Source organism: Pseudomonas sp. 300, assembly GCF_055803035.1.
Genome location: NZ_JAVLRV010000003.1, coordinates 321,789 through 348,243, shown reverse-complemented (window position 1 = coordinate 348,243; position 26,455 = coordinate 321,789). Strand labels below are relative to the sequence as shown.

General features: G+C 60.5%; 25 protein-coding genes. 18 read left to right on the top strand and 7 right to left on the bottom strand.

Features of this window, described 5'->3' with window-relative positions; translation table 11 throughout:
- The coding region (locus Q7W83_RS26970) for a DUF2059 domain-containing protein (protein WP_473658055.1) at positions 1-745 on the bottom strand (745 nt) is incomplete at its 3' end.
- A gap of 108 nt (positions 746-853) precedes the next feature.
- Here Q7W83_RS26970 and Q7W83_RS26965 point away from each other — a divergent pair.
- Both Q7W83_RS26965 and Q7W83_RS26960 read left to right on the top strand, forming a co-directional pair.
- Positions 854-1,486, top strand: a complete 633-nt coding sequence (locus tag Q7W83_RS26965; RefSeq protein ID WP_150632137.1) for a 2OG-Fe(II) oxygenase — start codon at positions 854-856, stop codon at positions 1,484-1,486.
- A 2-nt stretch (positions 1,487-1,488) separates the two neighbouring features.
- Positions 1,489-1,974, top strand: coding sequence for a 2-thiouracil desulfurase family protein (locus tag Q7W83_RS26960; protein WP_150632138.1), 486 nt, complete (start codon positions 1,489-1,491; stop codon positions 1,972-1,974).
- A 138-nt stretch (positions 1,975-2,112) separates the two neighbouring features.
- On the opposite strand, the gene Q7W83_RS26955 is transcribed toward Q7W83_RS26960, so the two are convergent.
- A complete protein-coding gene (locus Q7W83_RS26955; protein ID WP_150632139.1) occupies positions 2,113-2,700 on the bottom strand; it encodes a transporter substrate-binding domain-containing protein in 588 nt (195 codons plus the stop codon).
- Positions 2,701-2,835: 135 nt separating this feature from the next.
- Between Q7W83_RS26955 and Q7W83_RS26950 the strand changes: the two genes are divergently transcribed.
- Complete coding sequence (locus Q7W83_RS26950) at positions 2,836-3,261, top strand: DUF4399 domain-containing protein (protein WP_150632140.1); 426 nt, start codon at positions 2,836-2,838, stop codon at positions 3,259-3,261.
- A 62-nt stretch (positions 3,262-3,323) separates the two neighbouring features.
- Here the strand turns inward: Q7W83_RS26950 and serA are convergent, their stop codons facing one another.
- On the bottom strand, positions 3,324-4,553 hold the full coding sequence (serA, locus tag Q7W83_RS26945) for a phosphoglycerate dehydrogenase (protein WP_150638045.1): 1,230 nt from the start codon (positions 4,551-4,553) through the stop codon (positions 3,324-3,326).
- A gap of 204 nt (positions 4,554-4,757) precedes the next feature.
- Here serA and Q7W83_RS26940 point away from each other — a divergent pair, with 204 nt between their 5' ends.
- The 4 genes from Q7W83_RS26940 (at position 4,758) to Q7W83_RS26925 (ending at position 9,077) form a co-directional block, all read left to right on the top strand.
- Complete coding sequence (locus Q7W83_RS26940) at positions 4,758-6,152, top strand: FAD-binding oxidoreductase (RefSeq protein WP_150632142.1); 1,395 nt, start codon at positions 4,758-4,760, stop codon at positions 6,150-6,152.
- A 37-nt stretch (positions 6,153-6,189) separates the two neighbouring features.
- Positions 6,190-6,855 (top strand): fumarylacetoacetate hydrolase family protein, encoded by a 666-nt coding sequence (locus Q7W83_RS26935; protein ID WP_150632143.1) that lies wholly within the window; start codon positions 6,190-6,192, stop codon positions 6,853-6,855.
- A 257-nt stretch (positions 6,856-7,112) separates the two neighbouring features.
- Positions 7,113-8,042, top strand: a complete 930-nt coding sequence (locus tag Q7W83_RS26930; RefSeq protein WP_150638043.1) for an SdiA-regulated domain-containing protein — start codon at positions 7,113-7,115, stop codon at positions 8,040-8,042.
- Between the two features lie 117 nt (positions 8,043-8,159).
- On the top strand, positions 8,160-9,077 hold the full coding sequence (locus Q7W83_RS26925; protein WP_150632145.1) for an SdiA-regulated domain-containing protein: 918 nt from the start codon (positions 8,160-8,162) through the stop codon (positions 9,075-9,077).
- Positions 9,078-9,205: 128 nt separating this feature from the next.
- Here Q7W83_RS26925 and rpiA read toward each other — a convergent pair whose 3' ends face one another.
- Positions 9,206-9,880 (bottom strand): ribose-5-phosphate isomerase RpiA, encoded by a 675-nt coding sequence (gene rpiA, locus Q7W83_RS26920; protein ID WP_149416314.1) that lies wholly within the window; start codon positions 9,878-9,880, stop codon positions 9,206-9,208.
- A 148-nt stretch (positions 9,881-10,028) separates the two neighbouring features.
- On the opposite strand from rpiA, the gene ilvA reads away from it, so the two are divergent.
- A complete protein-coding gene (ilvA, locus tag Q7W83_RS26915; protein ID WP_473658048.1) occupies positions 10,029-11,543 on the top strand; it encodes a threonine ammonia-lyase, biosynthetic in 1,515 nt (504 codons plus the stop codon).
- Positions 11,544-11,582: 39 nt separating this feature from the next.
- A complete protein-coding gene (locus tag Q7W83_RS26910; protein ID WP_150632148.1) occupies positions 11,583-12,008 on the top strand; it encodes a DUF2269 domain-containing protein in 426 nt (141 codons plus the stop codon).
- A 295-nt stretch (positions 12,009-12,303) separates the two neighbouring features.
- Here Q7W83_RS26910 and Q7W83_RS26905 read toward each other — a convergent pair whose 3' ends face one another.
- Positions 12,304-12,960, bottom strand: a complete 657-nt coding sequence (locus Q7W83_RS26905) for a histidinol-phosphatase (RefSeq protein WP_150632149.1) — start codon at positions 12,958-12,960, stop codon at positions 12,304-12,306.
- A gap of 143 nt (positions 12,961-13,103) precedes the next feature.
- Here Q7W83_RS26905 and Q7W83_RS26900 point away from each other — a divergent pair, with 143 nt between their 5' ends.
- Positions 13,104-13,583, top strand: coding sequence for an RNA pyrophosphohydrolase (locus tag Q7W83_RS26900; protein WP_007897732.1), 480 nt, complete (start codon positions 13,104-13,106; stop codon positions 13,581-13,583).
- A 22-nt stretch (positions 13,584-13,605) separates the two neighbouring features.
- On the top strand, positions 13,606-15,885 hold the full coding sequence (gene ptsP, locus Q7W83_RS26895) for a phosphoenolpyruvate--protein phosphotransferase (protein ID WP_150632150.1): 2,280 nt from the start codon (positions 13,606-13,608) through the stop codon (positions 15,883-15,885).
- Positions 15,886-15,994: 109 nt separating this feature from the next.
- Here ptsP and Q7W83_RS26890 read toward each other — a convergent pair whose 3' ends face one another.
- The gene (locus Q7W83_RS26890; protein ID WP_150632151.1) at positions 15,995-16,741 is read right to left on the bottom strand and encodes an NRDE family protein; all 747 of its coding nucleotides are present in this window, start codon (positions 16,739-16,741) and stop codon (positions 15,995-15,997) included.
- 121 nt (positions 16,742-16,862) lie between these two features.
- Here Q7W83_RS26890 and Q7W83_RS26885 point away from each other — a divergent pair, with 121 nt between their 5' ends.
- The 3 genes from Q7W83_RS26885 to Q7W83_RS26875 all read left to right on the top strand — a co-directional run bounded on the left by Q7W83_RS26885 (position 16,863) and on the right by Q7W83_RS26875 (position 19,555).
- Positions 16,863-17,645 (top strand): sulfite exporter TauE/SafE family protein, encoded by a 783-nt coding sequence (locus Q7W83_RS26885; protein ID WP_150653950.1) that lies wholly within the window; start codon positions 16,863-16,865, stop codon positions 17,643-17,645.
- Between the two features lie 83 nt (positions 17,646-17,728).
- Entirely contained in the window at positions 17,729-18,535 is an 807-nt protein-coding gene (gene lgt / locus Q7W83_RS26880) for a prolipoprotein diacylglyceryl transferase (RefSeq protein ID WP_473658038.1), read from the top strand.
- Positions 18,536-18,583: 48 nt separating this feature from the next.
- Positions 18,584-19,555: a thymidylate synthase gene (locus tag Q7W83_RS26875; RefSeq protein WP_150632154.1), complete on the top strand. Its 972-nt coding sequence runs from the start codon at positions 18,584-18,586 to the stop codon at positions 19,553-19,555.
- A 125-nt stretch (positions 19,556-19,680) separates the two neighbouring features.
- Here the strand turns inward: Q7W83_RS26875 and cadR are convergent, their stop codons facing one another.
- Positions 19,681-20,130, bottom strand: a complete 450-nt coding sequence (gene cadR / locus Q7W83_RS26870; protein ID WP_150638036.1) for a Cd(II)/Pb(II)-responsive transcriptional regulator — start codon at positions 20,128-20,130, stop codon at positions 19,681-19,683.
- A gap of 84 nt (positions 20,131-20,214) precedes the next feature.
- On the opposite strand from cadR, the gene Q7W83_RS26865 reads away from it, so the two are divergent.
- The 4 genes from Q7W83_RS26865 (at position 20,215) to Q7W83_RS26850 (ending at position 26,448) form a co-directional block, all read left to right on the top strand.
- Positions 20,215-22,512 carry a heavy metal translocating P-type ATPase gene (locus Q7W83_RS26865; RefSeq protein ID WP_473658030.1) on the top strand — a complete coding sequence of 766 codons (2,298 nt, stop codon included), beginning with the start codon at positions 20,215-20,217 and terminating at the stop codon, positions 22,510-22,512.
- Positions 22,513-22,528: 16 nt separating this feature from the next.
- A complete protein-coding gene (locus Q7W83_RS26860) occupies positions 22,529-23,392 on the top strand; it encodes a LysR family transcriptional regulator (protein ID WP_150632156.1) in 864 nt (287 codons plus the stop codon).
- Between the two features lie 255 nt (positions 23,393-23,647).
- Complete coding sequence (locus Q7W83_RS26855; protein ID WP_150653952.1) at positions 23,648-24,724, top strand: putative 2-aminoethylphosphonate ABC transporter ATP-binding protein; 1,077 nt, start codon at positions 23,648-23,650, stop codon at positions 24,722-24,724.
- Positions 24,724-26,448 carry a putative 2-aminoethylphosphonate ABC transporter permease subunit gene (locus Q7W83_RS26850; protein ID WP_150653953.1) on the top strand — a complete coding sequence of 575 codons (1,725 nt, stop codon included), beginning with the start codon at positions 24,724-24,726 and terminating at the stop codon, positions 26,446-26,448. The genes Q7W83_RS26855 and Q7W83_RS26850 overlap by 1 nt, the downstream gene beginning before the upstream one ends.
- Positions 26,449-26,455: the final 7 nt, after the last annotated feature.

The window sequence follows — 26,455 nt, the reverse complement described above, 5'->3', positions numbered from 1 at the left end:
TAGGATTCGAAGGATTCTGCCCCACCGCCAACCCCGCCCGAATCGCCGCCAACGCCGCCTGGTAATACGCCTTGCCTTCCGCCGACTCGGCAAAGGTAGCAAACTCCTCAAGCTCGTTATCCGACAGGTCGCGATAGACATACAACAAGGTGTTGTTGAGGTCGCTGCCGATCTGGTCCATCAAGCGCTGACGCTGACCGTTCAACAACCCCTGCGCCTGACCGCCACCGAGCAGGCCGGGGATCATCGAGCTCAGGCTGTCGGCCGCGACACCGGCAATCGCCAGGCTGACTTCCGCGCCGGCCTCGCGCGCGGGCAAGGCCTGGGCGAGGTGGCCGATGATCAGCGTACGGCTGTCGCTGGCCTCAATCTTCGGCAGGCCTTTGGCGTTCTTCGCCAACTGATCACGACGGGTCGCCAGCAACTCGGCAGCCACGATTTTCTTGCCCAGCGGCGACTGGAAGAAGGTCAGTGCAGGCTTCGGATCGGCGAGGGTTTTACGCAGTTGCGCTTCGGCGCGCTGGTCCACCGCTTGCGGGGCAAAGCGCTGATTGCTGTTGTTCACCAGCGCCTGGAACACGGCGGGTGGCAGACTGTTCTGGTAACGCTGTTGAGCGGCTGAAAGGGCATCGCTGAAATGCGCGCGTTGTTCTGGCCAGCCGGCGACCTTGTACAACTGGTCGTGGCCGTCTGCCCAAGCGGGCAAAACGCAGAACATCAGCAGTGAGAAAAGCAAACGGCGCATAGGGACTCCTGTCAGCAGGCGACTATTCTCCGTGCGGCATACGGACTTGTCGAGAATTCGTATCAAGCCGCCGCGTGGCTCTGTCGGATTTTCCGGCACAGGAATACTATGCGCGCCATGCCAATACCCTCTGATCACCCGCTGCTGTTACGTATCGTCGACGACCTGGCTGAACACGGCTGGTCGCAGCAGAATATTTTCCTGCCTTTGGGTCTGACCCAAGAACTGGCGGCTGAGTGCCGTAAACGTGCTGCCGAGGGTGAATTGGCCCCGGCCGCCGTGGGGCGCGGGCCGACATCGGAGATTCGCGAGGGGATTCGCGGTGACCGAATCCAGTGGATCGAACCGGGTCAGGCTCTGGCGTGCGACAGCTATCTGCAGCTGATGGACAGCCTGCGCGAGGCGATGAATCGCGGGTTGTATTTGGGCCTTGAAGACTTCGAAAGCCATTTCGCGCTGTACCCGCCCGGCGCTTTCTACCTCAAGCATGTCGACCGCTTCCGCGACGATGATCGACGCATGGTCTCGGCGGTGGTTTACCTCAACGACGCCTGGCTGCCGGAACACGGCGGTCAGTTGCGCATGTACCTCAAGGAAGGCGTCGAATACGATGTGGTGCCCACCGGCGGATGCCTGGTGGTGTTCCTGTCGGGCGAAGTGCCCCACGAAGTCCTGCCCGCGACGCGGGATCGCCTGTCGTTGACCGGCTGGTTCCGGCGCCGTGGCAACGAGCCGTTCTGATCATGCAGAAAATTCTGGTAAGCCGCTGCCTGCTCGGCCATCGCGTGCGTTACGACGGCGGGGCCAGCGGGCCGTTCGATCAGCTTCAACAGTGGCTCGACGAAGGTCGGGTCGTGCCGTTGTGTCCGGAAGTTGCCGGTGGCTTGCCGACGCCACGCGCGGCGGCGGAAATCCCGGGCGGGCAGGGTGGTGAAGTGCTGGAGGGGCAGGCCGCGGTGATCACCACCGACGGCGAGGATGTCAGCGCGCAGTTTCTTTCGGGGGCTTTTCAGGCGCTGGAGCTGGTGCAGAAACACGACATCCGCATCGCCGTGCTCAAGGCCAACAGCCCATCCTGCGGCAACCTGTTGACCTATGACGGCACGTTCAGTGGTGTGAAGGTCAGCGGTGAAGGCGTGACAGCGGCGTTGCTCAAGCGCCATGGTGTGCAAGTTTTCAGCGAACTGGAGTTGCCTCAAGCGGCGGCAGCGCTGACAACCCTGGACTAACGCCCGTCACAAAACCAATGTGGGAGCGGGCTTGCCCGCGATGAGGCCATAACATCCAACATCAATGTTGAATGTAAGACCGCCATCGCGGGCAAGCCCGCTCCCACAGGTTTTTTGTCACTTCAGGTTATGAGTGAGTCAGGGGTTGGGCGCTACGCTCGTTTCCGCCTCGAACCATTTTTTCTCCAATGCCTCCAGCCGCCCATCGGCCTTGATCCGCTGCAATGCATTCTCCAGGCTGGCATGAAACGCCGGGTTGCCCTTCTGAAACGGAATTGCCAGGTTCTCGGCCGGGGCTGCTTTGGGCTTTTCTTCTGTCAGCGACTGCACCAACAGGATGGAGCGTGGCGGCTCGTCTTTCTGCGCGATCAAATGCGCATCGGTGTGAAGGTAAGGTTCGCTGAAGTCGAAACGATCCTTGAGCGCCGGGGTCTCTGTTATGTGATTGATGGCGATGTCGTACTTGCCGCTTTCAACGCCGGTCAACAGATCGCTGGAGTCGGTCACGACAAAGTCGGCCCGCACATCCAGTTCATTGGCCAGCAGTTGACCCAACTCGACTTCGAAGCCACTGAGTTGGCCGTCGTCCTTGAAATTGAAGGGCGGTGTATTAGCCTCAAGGGCAATGCGCAATTCGCCGCGGTCGTTTACATCGTCAATCAGTTCGGCATGAGCCAAAGGGCTCAAAAGGGGTAGCAGACAGATCAGGCCAGGCAAAAAGCGCATGGTCACTCCTTTGAATACATTTATCGCGATGCGCTGGTTCAGGCTCGCTTTGCTATGGTTGTCGGTGCCTTCGACAACGAAAGGCCGTGAAGTTGTCATGGCTACGCGGATTTTACGAAAAAACTGGAGAAGAGAATGAAAACCTTTATGTCACGAGCGGCATTGGCTGGCCTGTTGATGGGCGTTTCGGTGCTGGCCAGTGCGGCTACGCCGGCACCCAAGGGTGCTGAAGTGTCCATCGTTTCTCCTAAGGATGGTGGGACGGTCCCGCAAACGTTCAAAATCAAATTCGCTGTTGAGAACGTTGCGTTGGCGCCAGCGGGCGATACCACCAAGAATACTGGCCACCACCATTTGTTGGTCGATGCCAAGGATGTAGTCGCAGCAGGTGCAGTCATCCCGGCAGATGCCAATCACGTTCATTTTGGCAAGGCGCAGACAGAAACCGAGCTGACGCTGACACCGGGCAAGCACACCTTGCAGTTGGAGTTGGGCGACATGAACCATATGGCCTTCGATCCGCCGATCGTCTCTGAGAAGATCACGGTCAACGTCAAGTAACGTTAGTAGCGCCCATGAAAAAGGAGACCCGAAGGTCTCCTTTTTTGTCGATCGAGTCGCGATCAGAACAACACACGGCAACGAATGGTGCCGTTGATGTGCTGCAGCTTCTCTTGGGCGATTTCCGAGTAATCGGCGTCGACGTCGATCACCACGTAACCGACTTTCTCGTTGGTCTGCAGGAACTGACCGGAAATGTTGATGCCGTTTTCGGCGAAGACCTTGTTGATCTCGCTCATCACACCCGGAATGTTCTCGTGGATGTGCAGCAGACGGTGCTTGCCAGGGTGAGCCGGCAAAGCCACTTCCGGGAAGTTCACCGACGACACCGAAGTACCGTTGTCGCTGTACTTGACCAGTTTCTCTGCCACTTCCAGACCGATGTTGGCTTGCGCTTCAGCGGTGGAGCCGCCGATGTGCGGGGTCAGGATCACATTGTCCAGGCCACGCAGCGGGCTTTCGAACTCTTCGTCGTTGGAGCGTGGCTCCACCGGGAATACGTCGATGGCCGCGCCGATCAGGTGCTTGTCCTTGATCGCGTCCGCCAGGGCGTCCAGTTCGACCACGGTGCCGCGAGCCGCGTTGATCAGGATGCCGCCCTTCTTGATGGAGCGGATTTCTTTCTCGCCGATCATCCACTGGGTCGCAGCGGTTTCCGGAACGTGCAGGGTGACAATGTCGGACATGCCCAGCAGCTCGTGCAGGTTGCCGACCTGGGTTGCATTGCCCAGTGGCAGCTTGGTCACGGTGTCGTAGAAGTACACCTGCATGCCCAGGCCTTCAGCCAGGACCGACAATTGAGTACCGATCGAGCCGTAACCGACGATGCCGAGCTTCTTGCCACGGATTTCGAAGGAGTTGGCTGCGCTCTTGATCCAGCCGCCACGGTGGCAGGAAGCGTTCTTCTCAGGGATGCCGCGCAGCAACAGAATCGCTTCGGCCAGCACCAGCTCGGCAACGGAGCGAGTGTTGGAGTACGGTGCGTTGAACACCGCGATACCGCGTTCGCGGGCAGCGTTCAGGTCAACCTGGTTGGTGCCGATGCAGAAACACCCTACCGCCACGAGCTTCTTCGCGTGATCGAAGATCTCTTCGGTCAGTTGAGTGCGGGAGCGAATGCCGATGAAGTGAGCATCAGCGATCTTTTCCTTCAGCTGGGCTTCCGGCAGAGAACCGGTGAGGTACTCGATGCTGGTGTAGCCAGCCGACTTGAGAACGTCGACAGCCGATTGGTGGACGCCTTCGAGAAGAAGGAACTTGATCTTGCTCTTATCGAGAGAAGTCTTGCTCATCTGCGTAAACCTGTATCCCGGAGAAAAATGGCAGGAAATAGCCAGCAGACGCTGACCCGGACGGCAGGAAAGCCGTCGCCGCAGAATTGCCTTTCGGCACTATGCTGCGGGGTCGGTATGCTAGCATACGCACCCCGCTAAACACTCATTCCTGCGACGTGAAGCGTTCTCAGGATGACCATGAATTGTTCGAGAGTTCTGTCGATGACCAATCCTGCCTTGATTGAAGAGCTGAAGACCCTGGTTGAGCCTGGCAAGGTGCTGACCGATGCCGACTCCCTGAACGCTTACGGCAAGGATTGGACCAAGCACTTCGCCCCGGCCCCGACCGCCATCGTGTTCCCCAAGACCACCGAACAGGTCCAGGCCATTGTCCGCTGGGCCAATGAACGCAAGGTCGCGCTGGTGCCGTCCGGCGGTCGCACCGGGCTGTCCGCCGCTGCGGTGGCCGCCAATGGCGAAGTCGTCGTCTCCTTCGACTATATGAACCAGATTCTCGACGTAAACCTCACCGATCGCACGGCGGTATGCCAACCGGGCGTAGTCACCGAGCACCTGCAGAACGTCGCCGAAGAAAAGGGCCTGTACTATCCGGTGGACTTCGCTTCTGCAGGTTCGAGCCAGATTGGCGGCAATATCGGCACCAATGCCGGCGGGATCAAGGTTATTCGCTACGGCATGACCCGCAACTGGGTGGCCGGCATGAAGGTGGTCACCGGTAAGGGTGATCTGCTGGAATTGAACCGCGACCTGATCAAGAACGCCACCGGCTATGACCTGCGTCAGCTGTTCATCGGCGCCGAAGGCACCTTGGGTTTTGTGGTCGAAGCGACCATGCGCCTGGACCGTGCGCCGAAAAACCTCACCGCGATGGTGCTGGGTACCACCGACTTCGACTCGATCATGCCGGTATTGCACGCATTCCAGAGCAAACTCGACCTGACCGCGTTCGAATTCTTCTCCGACAAAGCCCTGGCCAAGGTCATGGGGCGCGGGGACGTACCTGCGCCGTTTGAAACCGACTGCCCGTTCTACGCGCTGCTGGAATTCGAAGCGACCACCGAAGAAGTGGCCAACCACGCGCTGGAAACCTTCGAACACTGCGTCGAGCAGGGTTGGGTGCTGGACGGCGTGATGAGCCAGAGCGAAACCCAGTTGCAGAACCTCTGGAAACTGCGCGAATACATCTCTGAAACGATCTCCCACTGGACGCCGTACAAAAACGACATTTCGGTCACCGTGTCAAAAGTCCCGGCGTTCCTGAAGGAAATCGACGCGATCGTCGGCGAACACTACCCGGACTTCGAAATCGTCTGGTTCGGCCACATTGGCGACGGCAACTTGCACTTGAACATCCTCAAGCCGGATAACCTGAGCAAGGATGAGTTCTTCGCCAAGTGCGCGACCGTGAACAAGTGGGTGTTCGAGACCGTCGAGAAATACAACGGCTCGATTTCCGCCGAACACGGCGTGGGCATGACCAAGCGTGACTACTTGACCTACAGCCGCTCGCCGGTTGAGATCGAGTACATGAAAGCGGTTAAAGCGGTGTTCGACCCGAACGGCATCATGAACCCGGGCAAGATTTTCGCTGTTTGACTTTCGAACTTAAGAGCTACGAACCAGGAGTCGGTCAATGAGCTATCAGCACCAGTATGTCGACGGTACGCGTATCCACTTTCCATTGGGTAAAGTGGTCTGCATCGGCCGCAACTACGCCGAACACGCCAAGGAACTGGACAACCCTGTGCCAACGGAGCCCCTGCTGTTCATCAAGCCAGGCAGCTGCGTCGTGCCGCTGGAAGGCGGCTTCAGCATTCCGACCGAGCGCGGTTCAGTACATTACGAGGCTGAAATCGCGGTGTTGCTCGGCAAGCCTTTGTCGACCAAGCCAAGCCGTGAAGAAGTACTCGATGCGATCTCCGGTTTCGCTCCGGCGCTGGACCTGACCTTGCGCGACAAGCAGGCCGAGCTGAAGTCCAAAGGCCTGCCTTGGGAAATCGCCAAGTCCTTCGACGGTGCGGCAGTGATTGCCCCGTTCGTGTCCGGCAGTACCTTTGCAGACCTGACCGACATCGGCATTCGCCTGACCATCAACGGCGAAGTGCGCCAGGATGGCAACAGCAGCGCGATGCTCAACCCGATAGTGCCGATGATCCAGCACATGGCCGGCTGCTTCTCGCTGCAGGCCGGTGATGTGATTCTGACTGGCACGCCGGTGGGCGTCGGTCCGCTGAATGTCGGTGATGAACTGGTCATCGAATTGCCAGGCGCCAGCAGCTTCACCAGCAGCGTCCGCTAACCGAAACACCGCTGAACCCTGTGGGAGCGAGCCTGCTCGCGATGGCGGTCTGTCATTCAACATCTTTGTCGACTGACACGGCCTCATCGCGAGCAGGCTCGCTCCCACACTGGTTTTTGTGGTCGACCGAAGAAGGGCAATCCCGCCATTTGCCGTTTTTTTCACATCTTGTCTGGATAATTCCGCGGAATCCGGCGTCTGAGCCGGTCCCAATTGTGCTATTACCCTTAGCCTGAATTTCTGGAACGCATCCCTTGATGGCCACCCAACCGTTGCCCACGCTTAAAACTGCCCGTCGCCCGCGCTTTTTCATGCGCTGGTATGGCTGGCTTTTGCTGGTCGCGGCCGCTGCGTATGGCCTCGCTTTTGCGATGCATTGGGATGACCGCGGTGTGCTCTGGGTGCTGGAGCGCTTCGAAAGCCCGGCCGAACGCCAGGAAAGTATCTGGCTGCCGGACTATCGGGCCGTGATCGATGCCAAGCTATTGCCAGGGATGGAAAAGGACGAAGCGTCCGACCTGGCCTATAACCCTCAAACCAAAACCCTGTTCTCGGTCATGGGCAAGAACCCGTTCCTGGTGGAGCTGACCCTGCAGGGCGACGTGCTGCGCAAAATGCCACTGGTGGGCTGGAGCAATCCGGAAGCCGTGACGGTCATGGGCAATGGTCTGCTGGCCATCGTCGATGAGCGTGAGCACTTGCTGACCATCGTCAAGGTCGACGCCGATACCCGTGAGCTGAACATCGCCAACTTCCCGAAGTACGACCTCGGCCCGTCGAAAGACCAGAACAAAGCCTTCGAAGCGGTCGTCTGGGATGCACGCAATCAACAAATGCTGCTGGGTGAGGAGCGGCCACCGGCGCTGTTCACCTGGAAAAGCGCCGACGGTCTGACACTCGCCGGCGACAAGCAGAAGCTTGCCAGTGATGAGCTGGACATCCGCAACCTCTCGGCCCTGGCCATCGATCCGCGCACGGGTCATACGCTGGTGCTGTCCGCCGACTCCCACTTGCTGCTGGAGCTGGACGAGAAGGGCGAGCAGGTCAGTTTCATGACCTTGCTGGGTGGCTTCAATGGCCTGAAGAAGACCATTCCCCGTGCCGAAGGCGTGACCATGGACGACACTGGCACGCTGTACATGGTGAGCGAGCCGAATCTGTTCTATCGTTTCGAAAAGCAACGCTGATTCGCGATTTTGTAGGAAACGCCTTACTCGGTTGTAGTCTCAGACTAATGGCCATTAAGCTTCAATTCAGACTGCCGTGGTATTTCATCCGTCCGTCCTGATTCCGAGCTTGCCTGAATGCGCCGACTTGCCCGCCCCAAACCCCTGATCCTGATCTTCTTGGTGATTGCGCTGATCGTGCTGGTTGCGTTTGGGCAGTACCTGCGGCTGTTCGAGCGCACCTGGTTCAATCTGCATACGCTTTGGCAGGCCGAGAGCGCCCAGTCGATCGGACTGGATCGCTATCAAGTCACGGTGGAGGCCAGCGTCATCGACGGTCTGGACGACGATGTGTCAGCGCTGACCTTCGATCCGGTGCGTAAAAGCCTGTTCACCGTCACCAACAAAAACTCCGAGCTGATCGAGTTGTCGCTGGAGGGCCGGATCATTCGGCGGATCGCGCTGGTCGGCTTCGGTGATCCGGAGGCGGTGGAGTTCATCAGCGCCGACACGTATGTGATCACTGACGAGCGCCAGCAACGGCTGATCAAGATTCATCTGGAAAAGGACACCACGTTCCTCGATGCCGCGGATGCCGAACAGATAACCCTCGGCGTGCACATGAGCAGCAACAAGGGTTTCGAAGGCCTGGCTTACGATTCAGTGGGCAAGCGACTGTTTGTCGCCAAGGAACGTGACCCGATGCTGATCTACGAAGTGCAGGGTTTTCCGCATTTCAACCCGGAAAAATCTTACGCGGTGCACGTGGTCAACAACCCCAAGCGCGATGCCGGGATGTTTGTGCGAGACCTGTCGAGCCTGCAATACGACGAGCGCAGCGGACATTTGCTGGCGCTGTCCGACGAGTCGCGACTGATTCTGGAATTGGATGTGGACGGGCGTCCGCTGAGCACTCTGTCACTGAACAAAGGGCGTCAGGGGTTGCAGAAGACGGTGCCGCAAGCGGAAGGGATCGCCATGGATGACGACGGCACGCTGTACCTGGTGAGCGAGCCGAACCTGTTCTACGTCTTCAAGAAACCGGCACAACCCTAAGCAACACCCCAAAACCAATGTGGGAGCGAGCCTGCTCGCGATGAGGTCGTGTCAGTCGATAGAGATGTTGACTGAAAGACCGCTATCGCGAGCAGGCTCGCTCCCACAGGGTTTATCTGCGTGTCTGATTATTGGGCGCGCAGGGTTTTCACGCCTTCGCTGGTACCCAGCAACAGCAAGTCCGCCGGACGCGCCGCAAACAAACCGTTGGTCACCACGCCGACGATCGCGTTGATCTGCGTCTCCAGCTCCACCGGGTTGGTGATCTGCATGTTGAACACATCCAGAATGATGTTGCCGTTGTCAGTCAGCACGCCTTCACGGTAAACCGGGTCGCCGCCGAGCTTCACCAGTTCGCGGGCCACATGGCTGCGGGCCATCGGGATCACTTCGACCGGCAGCGGGAACGCGCCGAGCACCGGCACCAGTTTGCTGCCATCGGCGATGCAGATGAAGGTCTTGGCCACGGCCGCGACGATCTTCTCGCGGGTCAGGGCTGCGCCGCCGCCCTTGATCAGGTTCAGGTGCTCGTCGCTTTCGTCCGCGCCGTCGACGTAGAACTCCAGGTCGCTGACGGTGTTCAACTCATACACCGGAATACCGTGGCCCTTGAGGCGCGCAGCGGTGGCTTCGGAGCTGGCAACGGCGCCGTCGAATGCGCCTTTGTGTTTGGCCAGGGCGTCGATGAAGCAGTTGGCGGTGGAGCCGGTGCCGACCCCGACGATGCTCTTGTCGTCGAGTTTCGGGAGGATGAAGTCGACGGCGGCCTGGGCCACTGCCTGTTTGAGTTGATCCTGGGTCATGCGGGCTCCGAAAGCGGGCAAGGGGAGAACGGAAAGGCCGGCATTATAGCCCCATGTCGGGCTAAAACCTCTTGATTCGTGTGGTCGCCCGGCCGAAAGCCGGGTTAGACTCCTTGGCCCTGCCCAACCCGCTCAGTGATGCTTTCCGATGCTCGAACAGTACGTCAAAAAGATCCTCACCTCGCGCGTTTATGACGTTGCCGTAGAAACCCCATTGCAGCCTGCCCGCCAGCTCTCCGAGCGGCTGGGCAACAGTATTTTGCTCAAGCGTGAAGACTTGCAGCCGGTGTTCTCGTTCAAGATTCGCGGGGCCTACAACAAGCTCACGCAACTGAGCGACGAAGAACGCGCGCGCGGCGTGGTCACGGCTTCGGCGGGCAACCATGCGCAAGGCCTGGCCCTGGCGGCGAAAGTGCTCGGCGTGAAAGCCACCATCGTCATGCCCAAGACCACTCCCGAGATCAAAGTCGAAGGCGTGCGTTCCCGCGGCGGCAAAGTGGTGCTGCACGGGGATTCGTTCCCCGAAGCCCTGGCCTACTCGCTGAAACTGGTCGACGAAAAGGGCTACGTCTACATTCACCCGTACGACGATCCCCACACCATCGCCGGGCAGGGCACGGTGGCCATGGAGATTCTGCGCCAGCACCCCGGCCGTCTGGACGCGATCTTCGGTCCGGTGGGCGGCGGCGGGTTGATCGCCGGTATTGCGGCGTACGTGAAATACCTGCGCCCGGAAATCAAAATCATCGGCGTCGAGCCGGACGATTCCAACTGCTTGCAAGCGGCCATGGCTGCGGGTGAGCGCGTGGTGCTGCCGACTGTCGGCATTTTCGCCGACGGCGTCGCGGTGGCTCAGATCGGTCAGCACACCTTCGACATCTGCAAAGACTATGTCGATGAAGTGATCACCGTCAGCACCGACGAGATCTGCGCGGCGATCAAGGATATCTACGACAATACCCGCTCGATCACAGAACCTGCCGGCGCCTTGGGCGTGGCCGGGATCAAAAAGTACGTCGAGCAGCACGGCGTCACCGGCCATACTTTCGTGGCCATCGATTCCGGCGCCAACGTCAACTTCGACCGCCTGCGTCACGTTGCCGAGCGCGCCGAACTGGGCGAAGGCCGCGAAGCCATCATCGCGGTGACCATCCCCGAGAAGCCGGGCAGCTTCAAAGCGTTCTGCGAAGCCATCGGCAAGCGCCAGATCACCGAATTCAACTACCGCTACAACACCGGCAGCGAAGCGCACATCTTCGTGGGCGTGCAGACGCATCCGGAAAACGATCCGCGCAGTGCGCTGCTTGCCAGTCTGACCGAGCAGGGTTTTCCAGTGCTGGACCTGACCGACAACGAACTGGCCAAGTTGCACATCCGACACATGGTCGGTGGGCGCGCGGCGCAGGTCGTTGATGAAGTGGTGCTGCGCTTCGAATTCCCGGAGCGTCCGGGCGCGCTGTTCAACTTCCTCAGCAAGCTCGGCGGGCGCTGGAACATCTCGATGTTCCACTACCGCAACCACGGCGCGGCGGACGGTCGGGTGGTCGCAGGGCTGCAAGTGCCTCACGAGGAGCGTCATCTGGTGCCAGCGGCGCTGGAAGAAATCGGCTACCCGTACTGGGACGAAAGCGACAACCCGGCCTATAAGTTGTTTCTCGGCTGAACGGCTACGCTGATGGGCAGGCCATAAGGAAATCGAACAATGGAAACGTTAACCGCCCTGAAAATGGCGCACACCGCGGCGACGGCAATGTTGTTGGGCTGTGCGCTGGGCCTGGGGATATGGGTTTGGCAAACGCGACGTAATGGCGATGCGACTGCTGCGGCACGTACGCTGCAGCGGCCACGGGTGTTCGTCTGGCTACTGATGGGCGTGGCGTTGCTGAGCATGCCGTTTACCGGCTGGTGGATGGTGCATCTGGTGGGTTGGCCGCTGGGGCAGACCTGGTTGCTGGCGTCCAGCGTGCTCTACACCGTGGCGGCGTTGGGCTGGTTCTGGCTGTTGGTGCGGTTGAACAAGTTACGCAAGGCACCGGGGGGCAATGGGAAATTCACCTTTGCCTTGGCATTGTTCAGCTTTGTCTGTCTTGTTGCGATTGCGGGGTTGATGGGCGCCAAACCGGTTTGATGCTTTAAACCGCGTCGCCACAATCGCGGGCAAGCCCGCTCCCACAGGGATCTCTGTCGAACGCAAATTTGGTGAACACCAGATAAACCTGTGGGAAATTCACCTTTGCCTTGGCGTTGTTCAGCTTTTGTCTGTCTTGTTGCGATTGCGGGGTTGATGGGCGCCAAACCGGTTTGATGCTTTAAACCGCGTCGCCACAATCACGGGCAAGCCCGCTCCCAGGGATCTCTGTCGAACGCAAATTTGGTGAACACCAGATAAACCTGTGGGAGCGGGCTTGCCCGCGATGGCGTAATCAGTTGCGCAGACTGATCACCGGCCAGCCACGCTTCTCGGCTTCGGCGCGCAGGTTAGGATCCGGATCAACCGCCACCGGATTCACCACCTGCTCCAGCAACGCCAAATCATTCATCGAGTCGCTGTAGAAGTAACTGTCTTCCAGCGAATGCCCGGTTTCTTCCAGCCAGCGAACCAGCCGCGTCACCTTGCCCTCACGGAAGCAGGGGATGTCGGTGCTGCGGCCGGTATAACGGCCATCGACCATTTCGCACTCAGTGGCGATCAGGGTCTCGACGCCCAGACGCTGGGCAATCGGTCCGGTGACGAAGCGGTTGGTGGCGGTGATGATCACCAGTTTGTCGCCGGCTTCACGATGCTTGGCCAACAATTCAATAGCCTTGGGCAGCACGATCGGCTCGATGCAATCGCGCATGTAATCGCTGTGCCATTGGTCCAGCGTAGCCATCTCGGTGCGGCCGAGGACTTCCAGGCAAAAGTTCAGGTAGGCGGCGTTGTCCAGCTTGCCGGCCAGGTAGTCCTGATAGAACTCGTCGTTGCGTGTCTTGTAGGCGACGGCGTCGAGGAAGCCGCGTTCGCACAGGTAATCGCCCCAGGCATGGTCACTGTCGCCGCCCAGAAGTGTGTTGTCCAAGTCGAATAAAGCCAGCCGCATTGCAGTTACTCGCTGAAAAGTCTGTAGAAAGGTGTCCAGAATACGGACTTTTCACAAGAGTGCACATAAGGTAGGCCGGCTCGTTGCCGCCTTCACAACCTTTGTGGAACAATGCGGCGACATGCGTTTGCGAGGTTGTTGCCGTGATCGACCCCGATGGTTTCCGCCCCAATGTCGGGATCATTCTCACGAATGATGCCGGACAGGTGCTATGGGCTCGCCGTATCAATCAAGATGCCTGGCAGTTTCCACAGGGTGGTATCAACCCTCAGGAGACGCCGGAAGACGCCTTGTACCGCGAGTTGAACGAAGAAGTGGGTCTTGAGCGCGAAGATGTTGAAATTCTCGCCTGCACCCGGGGCTGGTTGCGCTATCGTTTGCCGCAACGTCTGGTCCGTACCCACAGCCAACCGCTGTGCATCGGCCAGAAACAGAAATGGTTTCTCCTGCGCCTGATCTCCAACGAGCAGCGGGTGCGGATGGATTTGACCGGTAAACCGGAATTCGATGGCTGGCGCTGGGTCAGCTATTGGTATCCGTTGGGCCAGGTGGTGACATTCAAGCGCGAGGTGTATCGACGCGCTCTCAAAGAGCTTGCCCCGCGCCTTTTAGCGCGCGACTGACGACGGAGTTCGACCCCGAGCCATGCTCAATACGCTGCGCAAGATCGTCCAGGAAGTTAACTCCGCCAAGGATCTCAAGGCGGCGTTGGGGATTATTGTGTTGCGCGTCAAAGAGGCCATGGGCAGCCAGGTCTGCTCGGTCTACCTGCTTGACCCCGAGACCAACCGCTTCGTGCTGATGGCGACCGAGGGCTTGAACAAGCGCTCGATCGGCAAAGTCAGCATGGCACCCAACGAAGGTCTGGTCGGCCTGGTCGGCACGCGTGAAGAACCCCTGAACCTCGAAAACGCCGCGGATCACCCGCGCTACCGCTACTTCGCCGAGACGGGTGAAGAGCGCTATGCCTCATTCCTCGGGGCCCCGATCATTCACCACCGCCGCGTTGTCGGCGTGTTGGTCATTCAGCAAAAAGAACGCCGCCAGTTCGATGAAGGTGAAGAAGCCTTCCTCGTGACCATGAGCGCGCAGCTCGCCGGGGTTATCGCCCACGCCGAGGCCACCGGTTCGATCCGTGGCCTGGGGCGTCAGGGCAAAGGCATCCAGGAAGCCAAGTTCGTCGGCGTGCCGGGTTCGCCAGGTGCGGCGGTCGGTACGGCGGTGGTCATGTTGCCACCGGCCGATCTGGACGTGGTGCCGGACAAGACCATCACCGACATCGACGCCGAACTGGCGCTGTTCAAGACCGCCATCGAAGGCGTGCGCGCCGACATGCGTGCGTTGTCGGCCAAACTGGCCTCGCAGTTGCGCCCCGAAGAGCGGGCCTTGTTCGACGTCTACCTGATGATGCTCGCCGACGAGGCGCTGGGCAACGAAGTGACCACGGTGATCAAGACCGGTCAGTGGGCCCAGGGCGCGTTGCGCCAGGTGGTCACTGAGCACGTCAACCGTTTCGAATTGATGGACGACGCTTACCTGCGTGAGCGCGCCTCGGACGTCAAGGACCTTGGCCGCCGTTTGCTCGCCTACTTGCAGGAAGAGCGCCAGCAGAATCTGGTCTACCCGGAAAAAACCATTCTGGTCAGCGAAGAACTGACGCCGGCGATGCTCGGCGAGGTGCCGGAAGGCACGCTGGTCGGTCTGGTCTCGGTTCTCGGCTCCGGTAACTCCCACGTCGCGATCCTCGCTCGGGCGATGGGCATCCCGACGGTAATGGGTCTGGTGGACCTGCCCTATGCCAAGGTCGACGGCATCGAATTGATCGTCGATGGCAATCGCGGCGAGGTCTATACCAACCCCAGCGACGTGCTGCGCAAGCAGTTCGCCGAGGTGGTGGAAGAAGAGAAGCAGCTGGCGCTCGGTCTCGATTCCCTGCGCGACCTGCCGTGCGTGACCCTCGACGGTCACCGCATGCCGCTGTGGGTCAACACCGGCCTGCTGGCGGACGTGGCGCGGGCGCAAAAGCGCGGCGCCGAGGGTGTCGGTCTGTACCGCACCGAAGTGCCGTTCATGATCAACCAGCGCTTCCCGAGCGAAAAGGAACAACTGGCGATCTACCGCGAGCAACTCGCCGCGTTCCACCCGCAACCGGTGACCATGCGCAGCCTGGACATCGGCGGCGACAAGTCGCTGTCGTACTTCCCGATCAAGGAAGACAACCCGTTCCTCGGCTGGCGCGGCATTCGCGTCACCCTCGACCACCCGGAAATTTTCCTGGTGCAGACCCGCGCCATGCTCAAGGCCAGCGAAGGTCTGAACAACCTGCGGATTCTGTTGCCGATGATCTCCGGCACCCATGAACTCGAAGAAGCCCTGCATTTGATTCACCGAGCGTGGGGCGAGGTTCGCGACGAAGGCACCGACGTGCCGATGCCGCCGATTGGCGTGATGATCGAGATTCCGGCGGCTGTTTATCAGACCAAGGAACTGGCACGGCAAGTGGACTTCCTGTCGGTCGGCTCCAACGACCTGACCCAGTACCTGCTGGCCGTGGACCGCAACAACCCACGGGTGGCCGACCTCTACGACTACCTGCACCCGGCGGTGCTCCAGGCGTTGCAGAATGTGGTGCGTGATGCCCATGCCGAAGGCAAGCCAGTGAGCATCTGCGGCGAGATGGCCGGTGATCCGGCAGCGGCGGTGCTGCTGATGGCGATGGGTTTCGACAGCCTGTCGATGAACGCCACCAACCTGCCGAAGGTGAAGTGGATGCTGCGCCAGATCAACCTGAGCAAGGCCAAGGAATTGCTCGCGGAGCTGATGACCATCGACAACCCGCAAGTTATCCACAGCTCGCTGCAATTGGCGCTGAAGAACCTTGGGTTGGCGAAGATGGTCAGCCCGTCTGCGGTCAAGGCCCTCTAAAAGGCTGATGACCTCATCGCCAGCAGGCTGGCTCCCACATTGGATTTGTGTTTGACGCAAATCCCCTTTGGGAGCCAGCCTGCTGGCGATGAGGCCGGATCAGACAATGCTAAATTCTGATCTCCACTTCCCCAAGATGCCCGCCATACGGCCCGAAACTCCGTTCAACCAGATGCCGCGTCCCGTCGGCATGAACAATCAACGCCGTACTCGCCCTAGTCCCATAGCTCTGGCTGGCAATGAACACACTCGACAGCAACGCCTCGGTCGCCAACCCGACACCCGTGTCCGGCAGCTCTGCAAATGCTGCTGTCTGCGAATCACTGAGCAACGCCAATAACGCCTCCGGCTGAGGATCCTCCAGGACAGTCTCCAGCGCCGCCCGCGCCTTGAGCAACTTTGGCCACGGCGTATCCAGTCCCGCGTTCGACAACCCATACACCCCAGCCGGCAGCAGCACCGCTTCAGACTCCCGCGCATTGAAGTGCCACAGTTCATTGGTGTTGCCGATCAGCAGGTTAAAACCGGCATATTCCAGCGAACGTCCGACAACGTCGTCCAAGTAATCATCAATTGGCATATCGCCGTCGAGAAATCGCGCGACCAGTTCGCCTCGGGATTTTCGACCGGCCGGTTGGTGAGGATCGCGAATATTGGTCAGCGCCGCGAAGCGCCCATTGGCCCCGACACCGAGCCAGGTGCCGCCGGCCTCAAGGTCGCGTCCGGCATGGACGTGCGGCGCTTCGGGCCATGGCGCCAGTGGCAGGCTGGGCCGGGCATAGAATTCGTCGCGGTTGGCGGCGACGATCAGCGGCTGGGCGTGACCCGGGCGCCAGGCAAAGACAATCAGGCACATAAGGTGGTCCTTGTGTGTTTTTTGCCCACTCTACGCAGTCATTGTGCGGGTATCCATCGCCATCCAGTGGAGCCGAAGGCCATGCATCCGTTACCATGCCGCTCTTCTTTGGGGGTCGTACATGGAATTTCTGCTCTATCTGGCGCTCGGCGCCTGCGCAGGCGTGCTGGCCGGACTGTTCGGCGTCGGTGGCGGAATTATCATCGTACCGGTGCTGGTGTTCAGTTTCACCTTGCAGGGTTTCGACGCCTCGATCCTGACGCACCTGGCGGTCGGTACGTCCCTGGCGACGATCATCTTCACCTCGGTCAACGCGGTGCGCGAGCATCATCGCCGCGGCGCCGTGCGCTGGCCGATTTTTGCCTGGATGACCGTCGGCATCCTGCTCGGCGCCGGGTTCGGCGCGCTGACGGCCGAAGCGATCTCCGGGCCAAACCTGCAGAAAATCATCGGCGTGTTCGCCCTGGTCATCGCCGCGCAACTGGCGCTGGACGTCAAACCCAAGGCCAGCCGAACGGTGCCGGGGAAAGTCGGTCTGACCGTGGCCGGCACGGTGATTGGCTGGGCTTCGGCGATTTTCGGGATTGGCGGCGGTTCGCTGACTGTGCCGTTCCTGACTTGGCGCAGCGTGCCGATGCAGCAAGCGGTGGCGACATCGTCGGCCTGCGGCCTGCCCATTGCGCTGGCCAGTGCATTAAGTTTCATGATTCTGGGCTGGCACGATCCGTTGCTGCCGGCCCATAGTCTCGGTTTTATTTATTTGCCGGCGCTGCTGGGGATCGCCCTGACCAGCATGGTCTTCGCCCGCCTCGGTGCGCGACTGGCCCACCGGCTGTCGCCGAAGTTGCTGAAAAGACTGTTCGCCGCTTTGCTGTTCTGCGTGGGTTTGAGTTTTCTGATCTGACCCATCGCACAATCCTGGCTTAATCCTGAGGTGGCAGCGTCGCCCGGGAATTTTGAAGCTTTCAACTCTAACGAGGAGTCGCAATGCTGCCTTACCCGCAGATCGACCCGGTGGCCCTGGCCATCGGTCCGCTGAAAATCCACTGGTACGGTTTGATGTACCTGATCGGCATCGGCGGTGCGTGGCTGCTGGCGTCGCGCCGGCTCAACCGTTTCGACCCGACCTGGACCAAGGAGAAACTCTCCGACATGGTCTTCTGGATGTCGATGGGCGTTATCGTCGGCGGTCGCCTGGGTTATGTGCTGTTCTACGATCTGAGTGCTTACCTGGCTAACCCGACGCTGCTTTTCGAAGTGTGGAAGGGCGGCATGTCGTTCCACGGCGGCTTTATCGGCGTGATGCTGGCGGCGTTGTGGTTCGGTAAAAAGAACAACAAGTCGTTCTTCCAACTGATGGACTTCGTCGCGCCGATGGTGCCGATTGGCCTGGGCGCCGGGCGTATCGGCAACTTCATTAACGCCGAGTTGTGGGGCAAGGCGACCGACGTGCCATGGGCAATGGTTTTTCCGACCGATCCGGCGCAACTGGCGCGTCACCCGTCGCAGCTGTATCAGTTCGCCCTGGAAGGCGTGGCGCTGTTCGCCATCCTCTGGCTGTTCTCGCGTAAACCGCGGCCGACCATGGCGGTGTCCGGGATGTTCGCGCTGTTCTATGGCATCTTCCGTTTCATCGTCGAATTCGTCCGCGTACCGGATGCGCAACTGGGCTATCTGGCCTGGAACTGGCTGACCATGGGCCAAGTGCTCTGCGTGCCGATGATCGTCGGCGGTCTGTTCCTGATCTGGCTGGCGTATCACCGCGCCCCGGCGACTCCAGCGGCTGCCGTATAAATTCGAATCCCGGGGTGACGACCCCGGGTTCAAGGACACAGGTAACTCATGAAGCAATATCTCGAACTGGTCGCCCACGTCATCAAGAACGGCACCAAACAAGCCAACCGCACTGGCGTGAACACCATCAGTTTTCCCGGCGCGATGCTGCGTTATGACCTGCAGGAAGGGTTCCCGGCGATCACCACGCGCAAGATGGCCTTCAAATCGGCCATAGGCGAGATGTGTGGTTTCCTGCGGGGCGTGAACAACGCCGCCGAATTCCGCGCGCTGGGCTGCAAGGTCTGGGATCAGAACGCCAACGAAAACGCGCAATGGCTAGCCAATCCGTTCCGCCAGGGCGAAGACGACCTTGGCGAAATCTACGGTGTGCAATGGCGCAAATGGCCGGCGTACAAGCAGATCCCGGTCAGCAACAAGGCTGCTATCGAGCAGACCCTGAGCCAGGGCTACCGTCAGATCGCCGAAGGCGAAGAAAACGGCCAGGCATACGTCGTCCTGTACAAAGCGATCGACCAGATCCGCCAGTGCGTCGACACCATCATCAAGGACCCGGGTAGCCGCCGTATCCTGTTCCATGGCTGGAACGTTGCGCAGCTTGATGAAATGGCTTTGCCGCCGTGCCACTTGCTGTACCAGTTCCACCCGAATGTCGAGACCAAAGAGATTTCTCTGACGCTCTACATCCGCTCCAATGACCTGGGTCTGGGCACACCGTTCAACCTCACCGAAGGCGCCGCGCTACTGAGCCTGATCGGTCGCCTGACCGGCTACACGCCGCGCTGGTTCACCTATTTCATCGGCGATGCGCACGTCTACGAAAACCATTTGGACATGCTCAATGAACAGCTCAAGCGCGAGCCGTTCCCGATGCCGAAGCTGGTGATCAGTGACCGCGTGCCGGAGTTTGCCAAGACTGGCGAATACCAACCGGAATGGCTGGAGTTGATCGAGCCGAGTGATTTTTCGCTTGAGGGGTATCAACACCACGCGCCGATGACGGCACCGATGGCGGTCTAAAACTCAACGCATAACCCCTGTGGGAGCGAGCCTGCTCGCGATAGCGGCCTGACAGACAACATAGATGTTGAATGTGATGGCCTCATCGCGAGCAGGCTCGCTCCCACATTGGTCTGGTGGTGGGTTTAATGGCCGTGACTGCGGCCAACATGTGAATGCTCAACCTCTGTCGCCACAACCCCGCCACTCACTTCCAGCCGCTGCAAAATCCCGCATTGATCAATATCCGGCCCTTCGCCACAGCGTTGGCGCAGGTCGAGCAGTTGTGCCTGTAACGCCTGCAACCCATCGATCCGCGCTTTCACGTGGTGAATGTGTTCATCGATCAACGCATTCACGCTTTCACATTGATCCTGCGGGCTGTCGCGCAAGGCCAGCAGGCTGCGGATTTCCTCGAGCGTCATGTCGAGGGTGCGGCAATTGCGGATGAAGGTCAGGCGCTCGGCGTGGGCCTGGGTGTAGACGCGGTAGTTGCCGTCGCTGCGGGCCGGCTCCGGCAGGAGGTTTTCGCGCTCGTAATAGCGGATGGTTTCCACGGCGCAGTCGGTGAGTTTCGCCAGTTCTCCGATCTTCATGACGGCCATCTCCAAATAGGTGCTTGACCCTATAGTGGCTACAGGGTCTTTACTTGGCAACAGGCACCTTCATGGACGCAACCAATGAGCGATTCCCTTCACACCCACAAACCCGAGGCTGATCACGATCACGATCACGATCACGATCACGATCACGATCACGATCACAGCCACAAGCTGCAGCCTGTGCAGAAGCATGACCATGGCGGCCACGGGGATTCCTGCTGTTCTTCCAAAGCGGCGGCGCCGTCGCTGATCAAACTCAGTGAAGCGCCAACCGCCAATGCACGGCTGAGCAGTTTCCGCATCGACGCGATGGACTGCCCGACCGAGCAGACGCTGATCCAGAACAAACTGGGCAAGCTCGCCGGTGTGCAGCAGCTGGAATTCAACCTGATCAACCGCGTGTTGGGCGTCACTCACGACTTGCCAAGCACTGCGCCGATCATCGAGGCGATCAAGTCGCTGGGCATGGTGGCCGAACCGATGGAGCAGGGCGCCGAAGCGCCAGCACCGATCCCCGAGAAAAAGCACTGGTGGCCCCTGGCACTGTCCGGCGTGGGTGCGCTGGCAGCGGAAGTGATCCACTTCACCAGCGCCGCGCCGGACTGGGTGGTGGCGATCATCGCGCTGATTTCGATCCTCAGTGGTGGCCTCACCACTTACAAGAAAGGCTGGATCGCGCTCAAGAACCTCAACCTGAACATCAACGCCTTGATGAGCATCGCGGTGACCGGCGCGATCCTGATCGGGCAGTGGCCGGAAGCGGCGATGGTGATGTTCCTGTTCACCGTGGCCGAGTTGATCGAGGCCAAGTCCCTGGACCGCGCGCGCAACGCCATCAGCGGCCTGATGCAGATGGCCCCGGAGCAGGCCACGGTACAGCAGGCCGATGGCAGCTGGATCTTGCAAGACGTGAAAGCCATTGAGCTGGGCGCGCGAGTGCGCGTCCGCCCCGGCGAGCGGATAGGCCTGGACGGCGAAGTCGTGTCGGGCAGTTCGACCATCGATCAGGCGCCGATCACCGGGGAAAGCCTGCCAGTTGAGAAAACCATTGGCGACAAGGTGTTCGCAGGCACCATCAATCAGGCCGGCTCTCTGGAGTATTCCGTAACGGCCGCCGCCAACCATTCGACCCTGGCGCGGATCATCCACGCCGTCGAACAGGCGCAAGGCGCACGGGCGCCGACCCAACGCTTCGTTGACCATTTTTCGAAAATCTACACCCCCGCCGTGTTCATCTTCGCCCTCGCGGTGGCGGTGATTCCGCCGTTGTTCATGGGCGCAGTCTGGTTCGACTGGATTTATCGCGCACTGGTGTTGCTGGTGGTCGCATGCCCCTGCGCATTGGTGATTTCCACCCCGGTGACCATCGTCAGCGGCCTCGCGGCAGCGGCGCGCAAAGGGATTCTGGTCAAGGGCGGCGTCTATCTGGAAGGCGGTTACAAACTCGACTACCTGGCGCTGGACAAGACCGGCACGATCACCCACGGCAAGCCGGTGCAGACTGATTACCTGTCGCTTGATCCGACGGCCGATGCCTCGGCGCCGGCAATTGCGGCTGCATTGGCCGGACGCTCGGACCACCCGGTGTCGCTGGCCATTGCCAACGCCGCTGTGGATAAATCGTTCGCCTCACTCGTTGTGGATAACTTCGAAGCGCTCGCCGGTCGTGGGGTACGCGGTGAGATCAACGGTCAGGTCTACCACTTGGGCAACCACCGTTTGGTGGAAGAGTTGAACCTGTGTTCGCCCGCGCTGGAAGAAAAGCTGTTTGCGCTGGAGAAACAGGGCAAGTCCGTGGTGCTGTTGCTCGACAAATCCGGCCCATTGGCGCTGTTCGCCGTGGCCGATACGGTCAAGGAGTCCAGCCGCGAGGCGATCCAGCAGCTGCACGATCTGGGCATCAAAACCCTGATGCTCACCGGCGACAACATCCACACCGCTCAGGCGATTGCTGCACAAGTCGGTATCGACGAAGCCAAGGGCGATTTGCTGCCGACCGACAAACTGCAAGCCATCGAAGCGCTTTATGCCCAGGGCCATAACGTCGGCATGGTCGGTGACGGCATTAACGATGCCCCGGCGCTGGCCCGGGCAGAAATCGGTTTCGCGATGGCCGCCGCGGGCACCGATACCGCCATCGAAACCGCGGATGTCGCCCTGATGGACGATGATCTGCGCAAGATCCCCGCGTTCATCCGTTTGTCGCGGCAGACGTCGAGCATCCTCAAACAGAACATCGCCCTCGCATTGGTCATCAAGGCGATCTTTCTTGGGGTAACCTTCGCCGGGATCGCCACCATGTGGATGGCGGTGTTCGCCGACATGGGCGTGAGCCTGTTGGTGGTGTTCAACGGTTTGCGCCTGTTGCGCAAATAATCGATGAGGAGCGGGTGTGCTGAGTGCCGAGCTGAAGGCGTTTTACATGGTGGCCCGCCTGGGCAGCATTACCCTGGCGGCGAAAAAACTTGGCCTGAGCCAGCCCACGGTCACCACGCAGATCCGCAATCTGGAAAGCCAGTACTCGGTTGAGCTGTTCTACCGGGGCGGCCGCCGCCTCAGCGTCAGCGACGAAGGCGCGCGGTTGCTGCCGATGGTCAAGGCGCTGCTGCAACAGGAAGCCGACATCGAGTTCTTCCTGCGTAACAGCGGCCAGGTCCAGGGCACGCTGCGCATCGCCGCCACCGCTCCGTATTACATCCTCGATCTGGTGAAGACTTTTCGCGAGCGTTTGCCGCAAGTGGAAGTGTCGGTGGAAATCGGCAATTCGCAGCAGGTGCTCGAAGCCTTGGAGGATTACCGGGTCGATGTCGCCGCTTCCTCGCAATTGCTTGACGATGCGCGACTGATTCGCCGGGTGCTCGGCAGCGATCCGCTGGTGTTGGCGGTGCATCGCAATCATCCGCTGGCGGTGCATGATCATGTGCCGCTGAGTGCGTTGGCCGGGCATACGCTGTTGATGCGCGAGTCGGGCTCGACCACTCGGCGGCTGACTGAAGAATTGCTGGCCACTGCCGGGGTGAGTTTTGGGCCGTTGCTGGAGATCGGTAGTCGTGAGTCGATCCGTGAAGCGGTGCTGCGCAACATCGGGATTAGCATCATCGCCCGGCAAGAAGTGCCGCATGATCCGCAACTGCGCGTGCTGACCATCGAGAATGCACCGCAGATTCCCGAGTATTTGTACTGCCTCAAGGAGCGCAAAGGTGCGCGGTTGCCGGCGGCGTTTCTGGGGTTGGCGCAGGAAATGGCTCCCGCCTGAGAGTTGTGTTGCCTGTGCTGGCCTCTTCGCTGGCAAGCCAGCTCCCACAGGTGTCTTTGGTGTTCATAGATCTGTGTTCACTGGAGAACCCTGTGGGAGCGGGCTTGCCCGCGAAGGCGTCAGTCCGGACACCACCTGCCATGAAGGCCCAACCCAAATCCCTGAATACCACTATCAGCCGTTTTGGCCTCACTGCCACATGACGGACGCATTACATCCCTAGGATGAGCTTCATCTGCTTGATGAGGCCTGTCCATGAACCAATCGATCGCAACTGCCCTGACCAACCCCGGCGCCCCAATGAGGGTGCGTGGCGTGCAGAAGCGCTTCGGCGCCTTCACTGCGCTGGATAATGTTTCCCTCGACGTGGCGGCCGGTGAACTGGTGTGTCTGCTGGGGCCGTCGGGCTGCGGTAAAACCACTTTGCTGCGCTGCATCGCCGGTCTCGAGAAGCAGGACAGCGGCGAGTTGTATCTGGGGGATCGCGACGTCTCGCACCTGGCACCTCAGGCCCGGGACTACGGCATTCTGTTCCAGTCCTACGCGCTGTTCCCCAATCTCACCGTCGAAGCGAACATTGCCTACGGTCTCGCCGGCAGCGGTCGCGATGAAGTGCGCAAGCGCGTCGGTCAGATGCTGGAACTGGTCGGCCTGATCGGCAGCGAGAAAAAGTACCCCGGCCAATTGTCCGGCGGCCAGCAGCAACGGGTCGCACTGGCCCGCGCCTTGGCGCCGGCGCCGTCGTTGTTGTTGCTGGACGAACCGATGTCGGCCCTCGACGCCCGAGTCCGCGAGCACTTGTGCACCGAACTGCGCCAACTGCAACGCAACCTCGGCATCACCACGCTGATGGTCACGCACAATCAGGACGAGGCCATGCTGATGGCCGACCGCATCGCCGTGATGAACAACGGCAAGGTCGAGCAGTACGCCACGCCGCAGGAAATCTACGACCGCCCGGCCACACCGTTCGTGGCGGAGTTTGTCGGCCAGGGCAACTGGCTGCCGTTCCAGCGCAGCAGCGACAGCCATGCGCAGGTCGGCGGGATGAACATGCGCCTGGCGGATGGCAGCGCCAAAGCCGCGTCGGGCCGGTTGTTCTGCCGGCCTGAGGCGATCAACGTCAACCCGCTGGTGCATGAAGAAAACCTGTTCCCGGCCAAGGTTCGCGAAATCACCTTCCTTGGCAACCGCTGCCGCATGAGTTTCGAACTCGATCAACTGCCGGGCCACGCGTTGCTCGCGGAACTGGCACCGGAAGCCATGCCGCGCCTCGGTGCTCAGCAGATCATGGTCGCCTTGCCGCCGCGCAGCCTGCAGGTGTTTGCCTGATGAGCGCGCGTATCGCGCTGCCGATACCGCACAAGCTGGTTCGGCAGACCTCCCGTGCCGAGATCGGCGACCGGGTGTTCGTGGTCGGTGGCAAAGTTCTTCTGCTGGTGTTGCTCGGCGTTGCGGTGTTGATGCCATTGCTGGCGATCTTCTGGCGTGGCTTCAGCTCGGAAGCCGGGCAGGGCGGTGGTCTGGTCGCGGCGCGTGAACTGGTGACGAGTGCGAACTTCCACTGGCTGCTCGGCAATAGCCTGAAAGTGTCCCTCAGCGTCGCGGCGATTGTCGTACCGCTGGCCTACCTGTTTGCCTACGCGCTGCAACGCACCTTGATTCCGGGCAAAGGCATTTGGCGCGGGATGTCGTTGTTGCCGCTGATGGCGCCGTCGATGCTGCCCGGCATTGCACTGGTTTACCTGTTCGGCAACCAGGGCCTGTTGCGTGGTTTGCTCTCGGACAATATCTACGGCTTCTGGGGCATTGTTCTGGGTGAGGTGATCTACACCTTCCCACACGCCTTGATGATTTTGCTGTCAGCCCTGTCCCTGGCGGATGCGCGCCTCTTCGATGCCGCTTCAAGTATGGGCGCCAGTCCGGCCAAGGCCTTCCGTAGCATCACCTGGCCGGCGACGCGTCAGGCTGTGTTCGCGGCGTTCTGCCTTGTATTCACCCTGACCATCACCGACTTCGGCGTGCCGGTGGTGGTCGGCGGCGACTATCAGGTGCTGGCGCTGGAAGCCTACAAAGCCGTGGTCGGCCAGCAACAATTCGGTCGCGGTGCGTTGATCGGCATGATCCTGTTGCTGCCGGCGCTGTTCAGCTTCGCGGTCGATGCGTGGTTGCGTCGGCGTCACGGCGACTCCATGAGCGGGCGGGCGCAGGTCTTTCAACCGGCACCGTCGAAACTGCGCGACGGCGTCTATCTCGCCATCGTGCTGCTGATCTGCGCGGTGTTGCTGCTGGTGTTCGGTATGGCGGTGTTCTCGTCGCTGGTGAAATTCTGGCCGTACAACCTGTCGCTCTCGCTCAACCATTACCAGTTCAACGACACGGCGGGCGGCGGCTGGCTGGCCTACGGCAACAGCGTGAAGATGGCCCTGTGCACGGCGTTGATCGGCAGCGTGCTGATCTTCACCGGCGCCTACCTGATGGAAAAAACCAAGGGCCAGCGCGGACTGAACCTGGCCCTGCGCATGCTCAGTTTCGTACCGATGGCGGTGCCGGGTCTGGTGCTGGGCCTGGGTTACGTCTTCTTCTTCAACCTCACCGACAATCCGCTGCATGTGCTCTACGGCACCATGACCCTGTTGGTGGTCTGCACCATTGCTCACTATCTGACCACCGCGCAAATGACCGCGACCACCGCGCTGCGCCAACTCGATGCCGAGTTCGAAGCCGCCGCGCTGTCGCTCAAGGCGCCGCTGTATCGGCACTACCTGCGGGTCACCGTGCCGATCTGCCTGCCGGCGCTGCTGGACATCGTGCGCTACCTGTTCGTCTCGGCCATGACCACCGTCTCGGCGGCGATCTTCCTCTACAGCCCCGACACCATCCTCGCGGCGGTGGCGGTGCTGAACATGGATGATGCCGGCAACGTTGGCGGCGCGGCGGCAATGTCGACCCTGATTCTGTTCACCTCGGCGGGCGTGTCCCTGCTACTGGCGTGGGCCTCGCGCGGTTTGCTGCGCCGCTCCCAGGCCTGGCGGCAGACCGCGCCCGGTCATTGATTTCCCA

Coding starts and splice junctions, on each gene's coding strand:
- Q7W83_RS26910 (WP_150632148.1), top strand. CDS start 11,583: ATGGAAACGTTAACCGCCCTGAAAATGGCGCACACCGCGGCGACGGCA.
- rpiA (WP_149416314.1), bottom strand. CDS start 9,880: ATGACCCAGGATCAACTCAAACAGGCAGTGGCCCAGGCCGCCGTCGAC.
- Q7W83_RS26940 (WP_150632142.1), top strand. CDS start 4,758: ATGACCAATCCTGCCTTGATTGAAGAGCTGAAGACCCTGGTTGAGCCT.
- lgt (WP_473658038.1), top strand. CDS start 17,729: ATGCTGCCTTACCCGCAGATCGACCCGGTGGCCCTGGCCATCGGTCCG.
- Q7W83_RS26935 (WP_150632143.1), top strand. CDS start 6,190: ATGAGCTATCAGCACCAGTATGTCGACGGTACGCGTATCCACTTTCCA.
- Q7W83_RS26905 (WP_150632149.1), bottom strand. CDS start 12,960: ATGCGGCTGGCTTTATTCGACTTGGACAACACACTTCTGGGCGGCGAC.
- Q7W83_RS26950 (WP_150632140.1), top strand. CDS start 2,836: ATGAAAACCTTTATGTCACGAGCGGCATTGGCTGGCCTGTTGATGGGC.
- ilvA (WP_473658048.1), top strand. CDS start 10,029: ATGCTCGAACAGTACGTCAAAAAGATCCTCACCTCGCGCGTTTATGAC.
- ptsP (WP_150632150.1), top strand. CDS start 13,606: ATGCTCAATACGCTGCGCAAGATCGTCCAGGAAGTTAACTCCGCCAAG.
- Q7W83_RS26965 (WP_150632137.1), top strand. CDS start 854: ATGCGCGCCATGCCAATACCCTCTGATCACCCGCTGCTGTTACGTATC.
- serA (WP_150638045.1), bottom strand. CDS start 4,553: ATGAGCAAGACTTCTCTCGATAAGAGCAAGATCAAGTTCCTTCTTCTC.
- Q7W83_RS26890 (WP_150632151.1), bottom strand. CDS start 16,741: ATGTGCCTGATTGTCTTTGCCTGGCGCCCGGGTCACGCCCAGCCGCTG.
- Q7W83_RS26885 (WP_150653950.1), top strand. CDS start 16,863: ATGGAATTTCTGCTCTATCTGGCGCTCGGCGCCTGCGCAGGCGTGCTG.
- Q7W83_RS26960 (WP_150632138.1), top strand. CDS start 1,489: ATGCAGAAAATTCTGGTAAGCCGCTGCCTGCTCGGCCATCGCGTGCGT.
- Q7W83_RS26850 (WP_150653953.1), top strand. CDS start 24,724: ATGAGCGCGCGTATCGCGCTGCCGATACCGCACAAGCTGGTTCGGCAG.
- Q7W83_RS26875 (WP_150632154.1), top strand. CDS start 18,584: ATGAAGCAATATCTCGAACTGGTCGCCCACGTCATCAAGAACGGCACC.
- cadR (WP_150638036.1), bottom strand. CDS start 20,130: ATGAAGATCGGAGAACTGGCGAAACTCACCGACTGCGCCGTGGAAACC.
- Q7W83_RS26855 (WP_150653952.1), top strand. CDS start 23,648: ATGAACCAATCGATCGCAACTGCCCTGACCAACCCCGGCGCCCCAATG.
- Q7W83_RS26865 (WP_473658030.1), top strand. CDS start 20,215: ATGAGCGATTCCCTTCACACCCACAAACCCGAGGCTGATCACGATCAC.
- Q7W83_RS26930 (WP_150638043.1), top strand. CDS start 7,113: ATGGCCACCCAACCGTTGCCCACGCTTAAAACTGCCCGTCGCCCGCGC.
- Q7W83_RS26925 (WP_150632145.1), top strand. CDS start 8,160: ATGCGCCGACTTGCCCGCCCCAAACCCCTGATCCTGATCTTCTTGGTG.
- Q7W83_RS26955 (WP_150632139.1), bottom strand. CDS start 2,700: ATGCGCTTTTTGCCTGGCCTGATCTGTCTGCTACCCCTTTTGAGCCCT.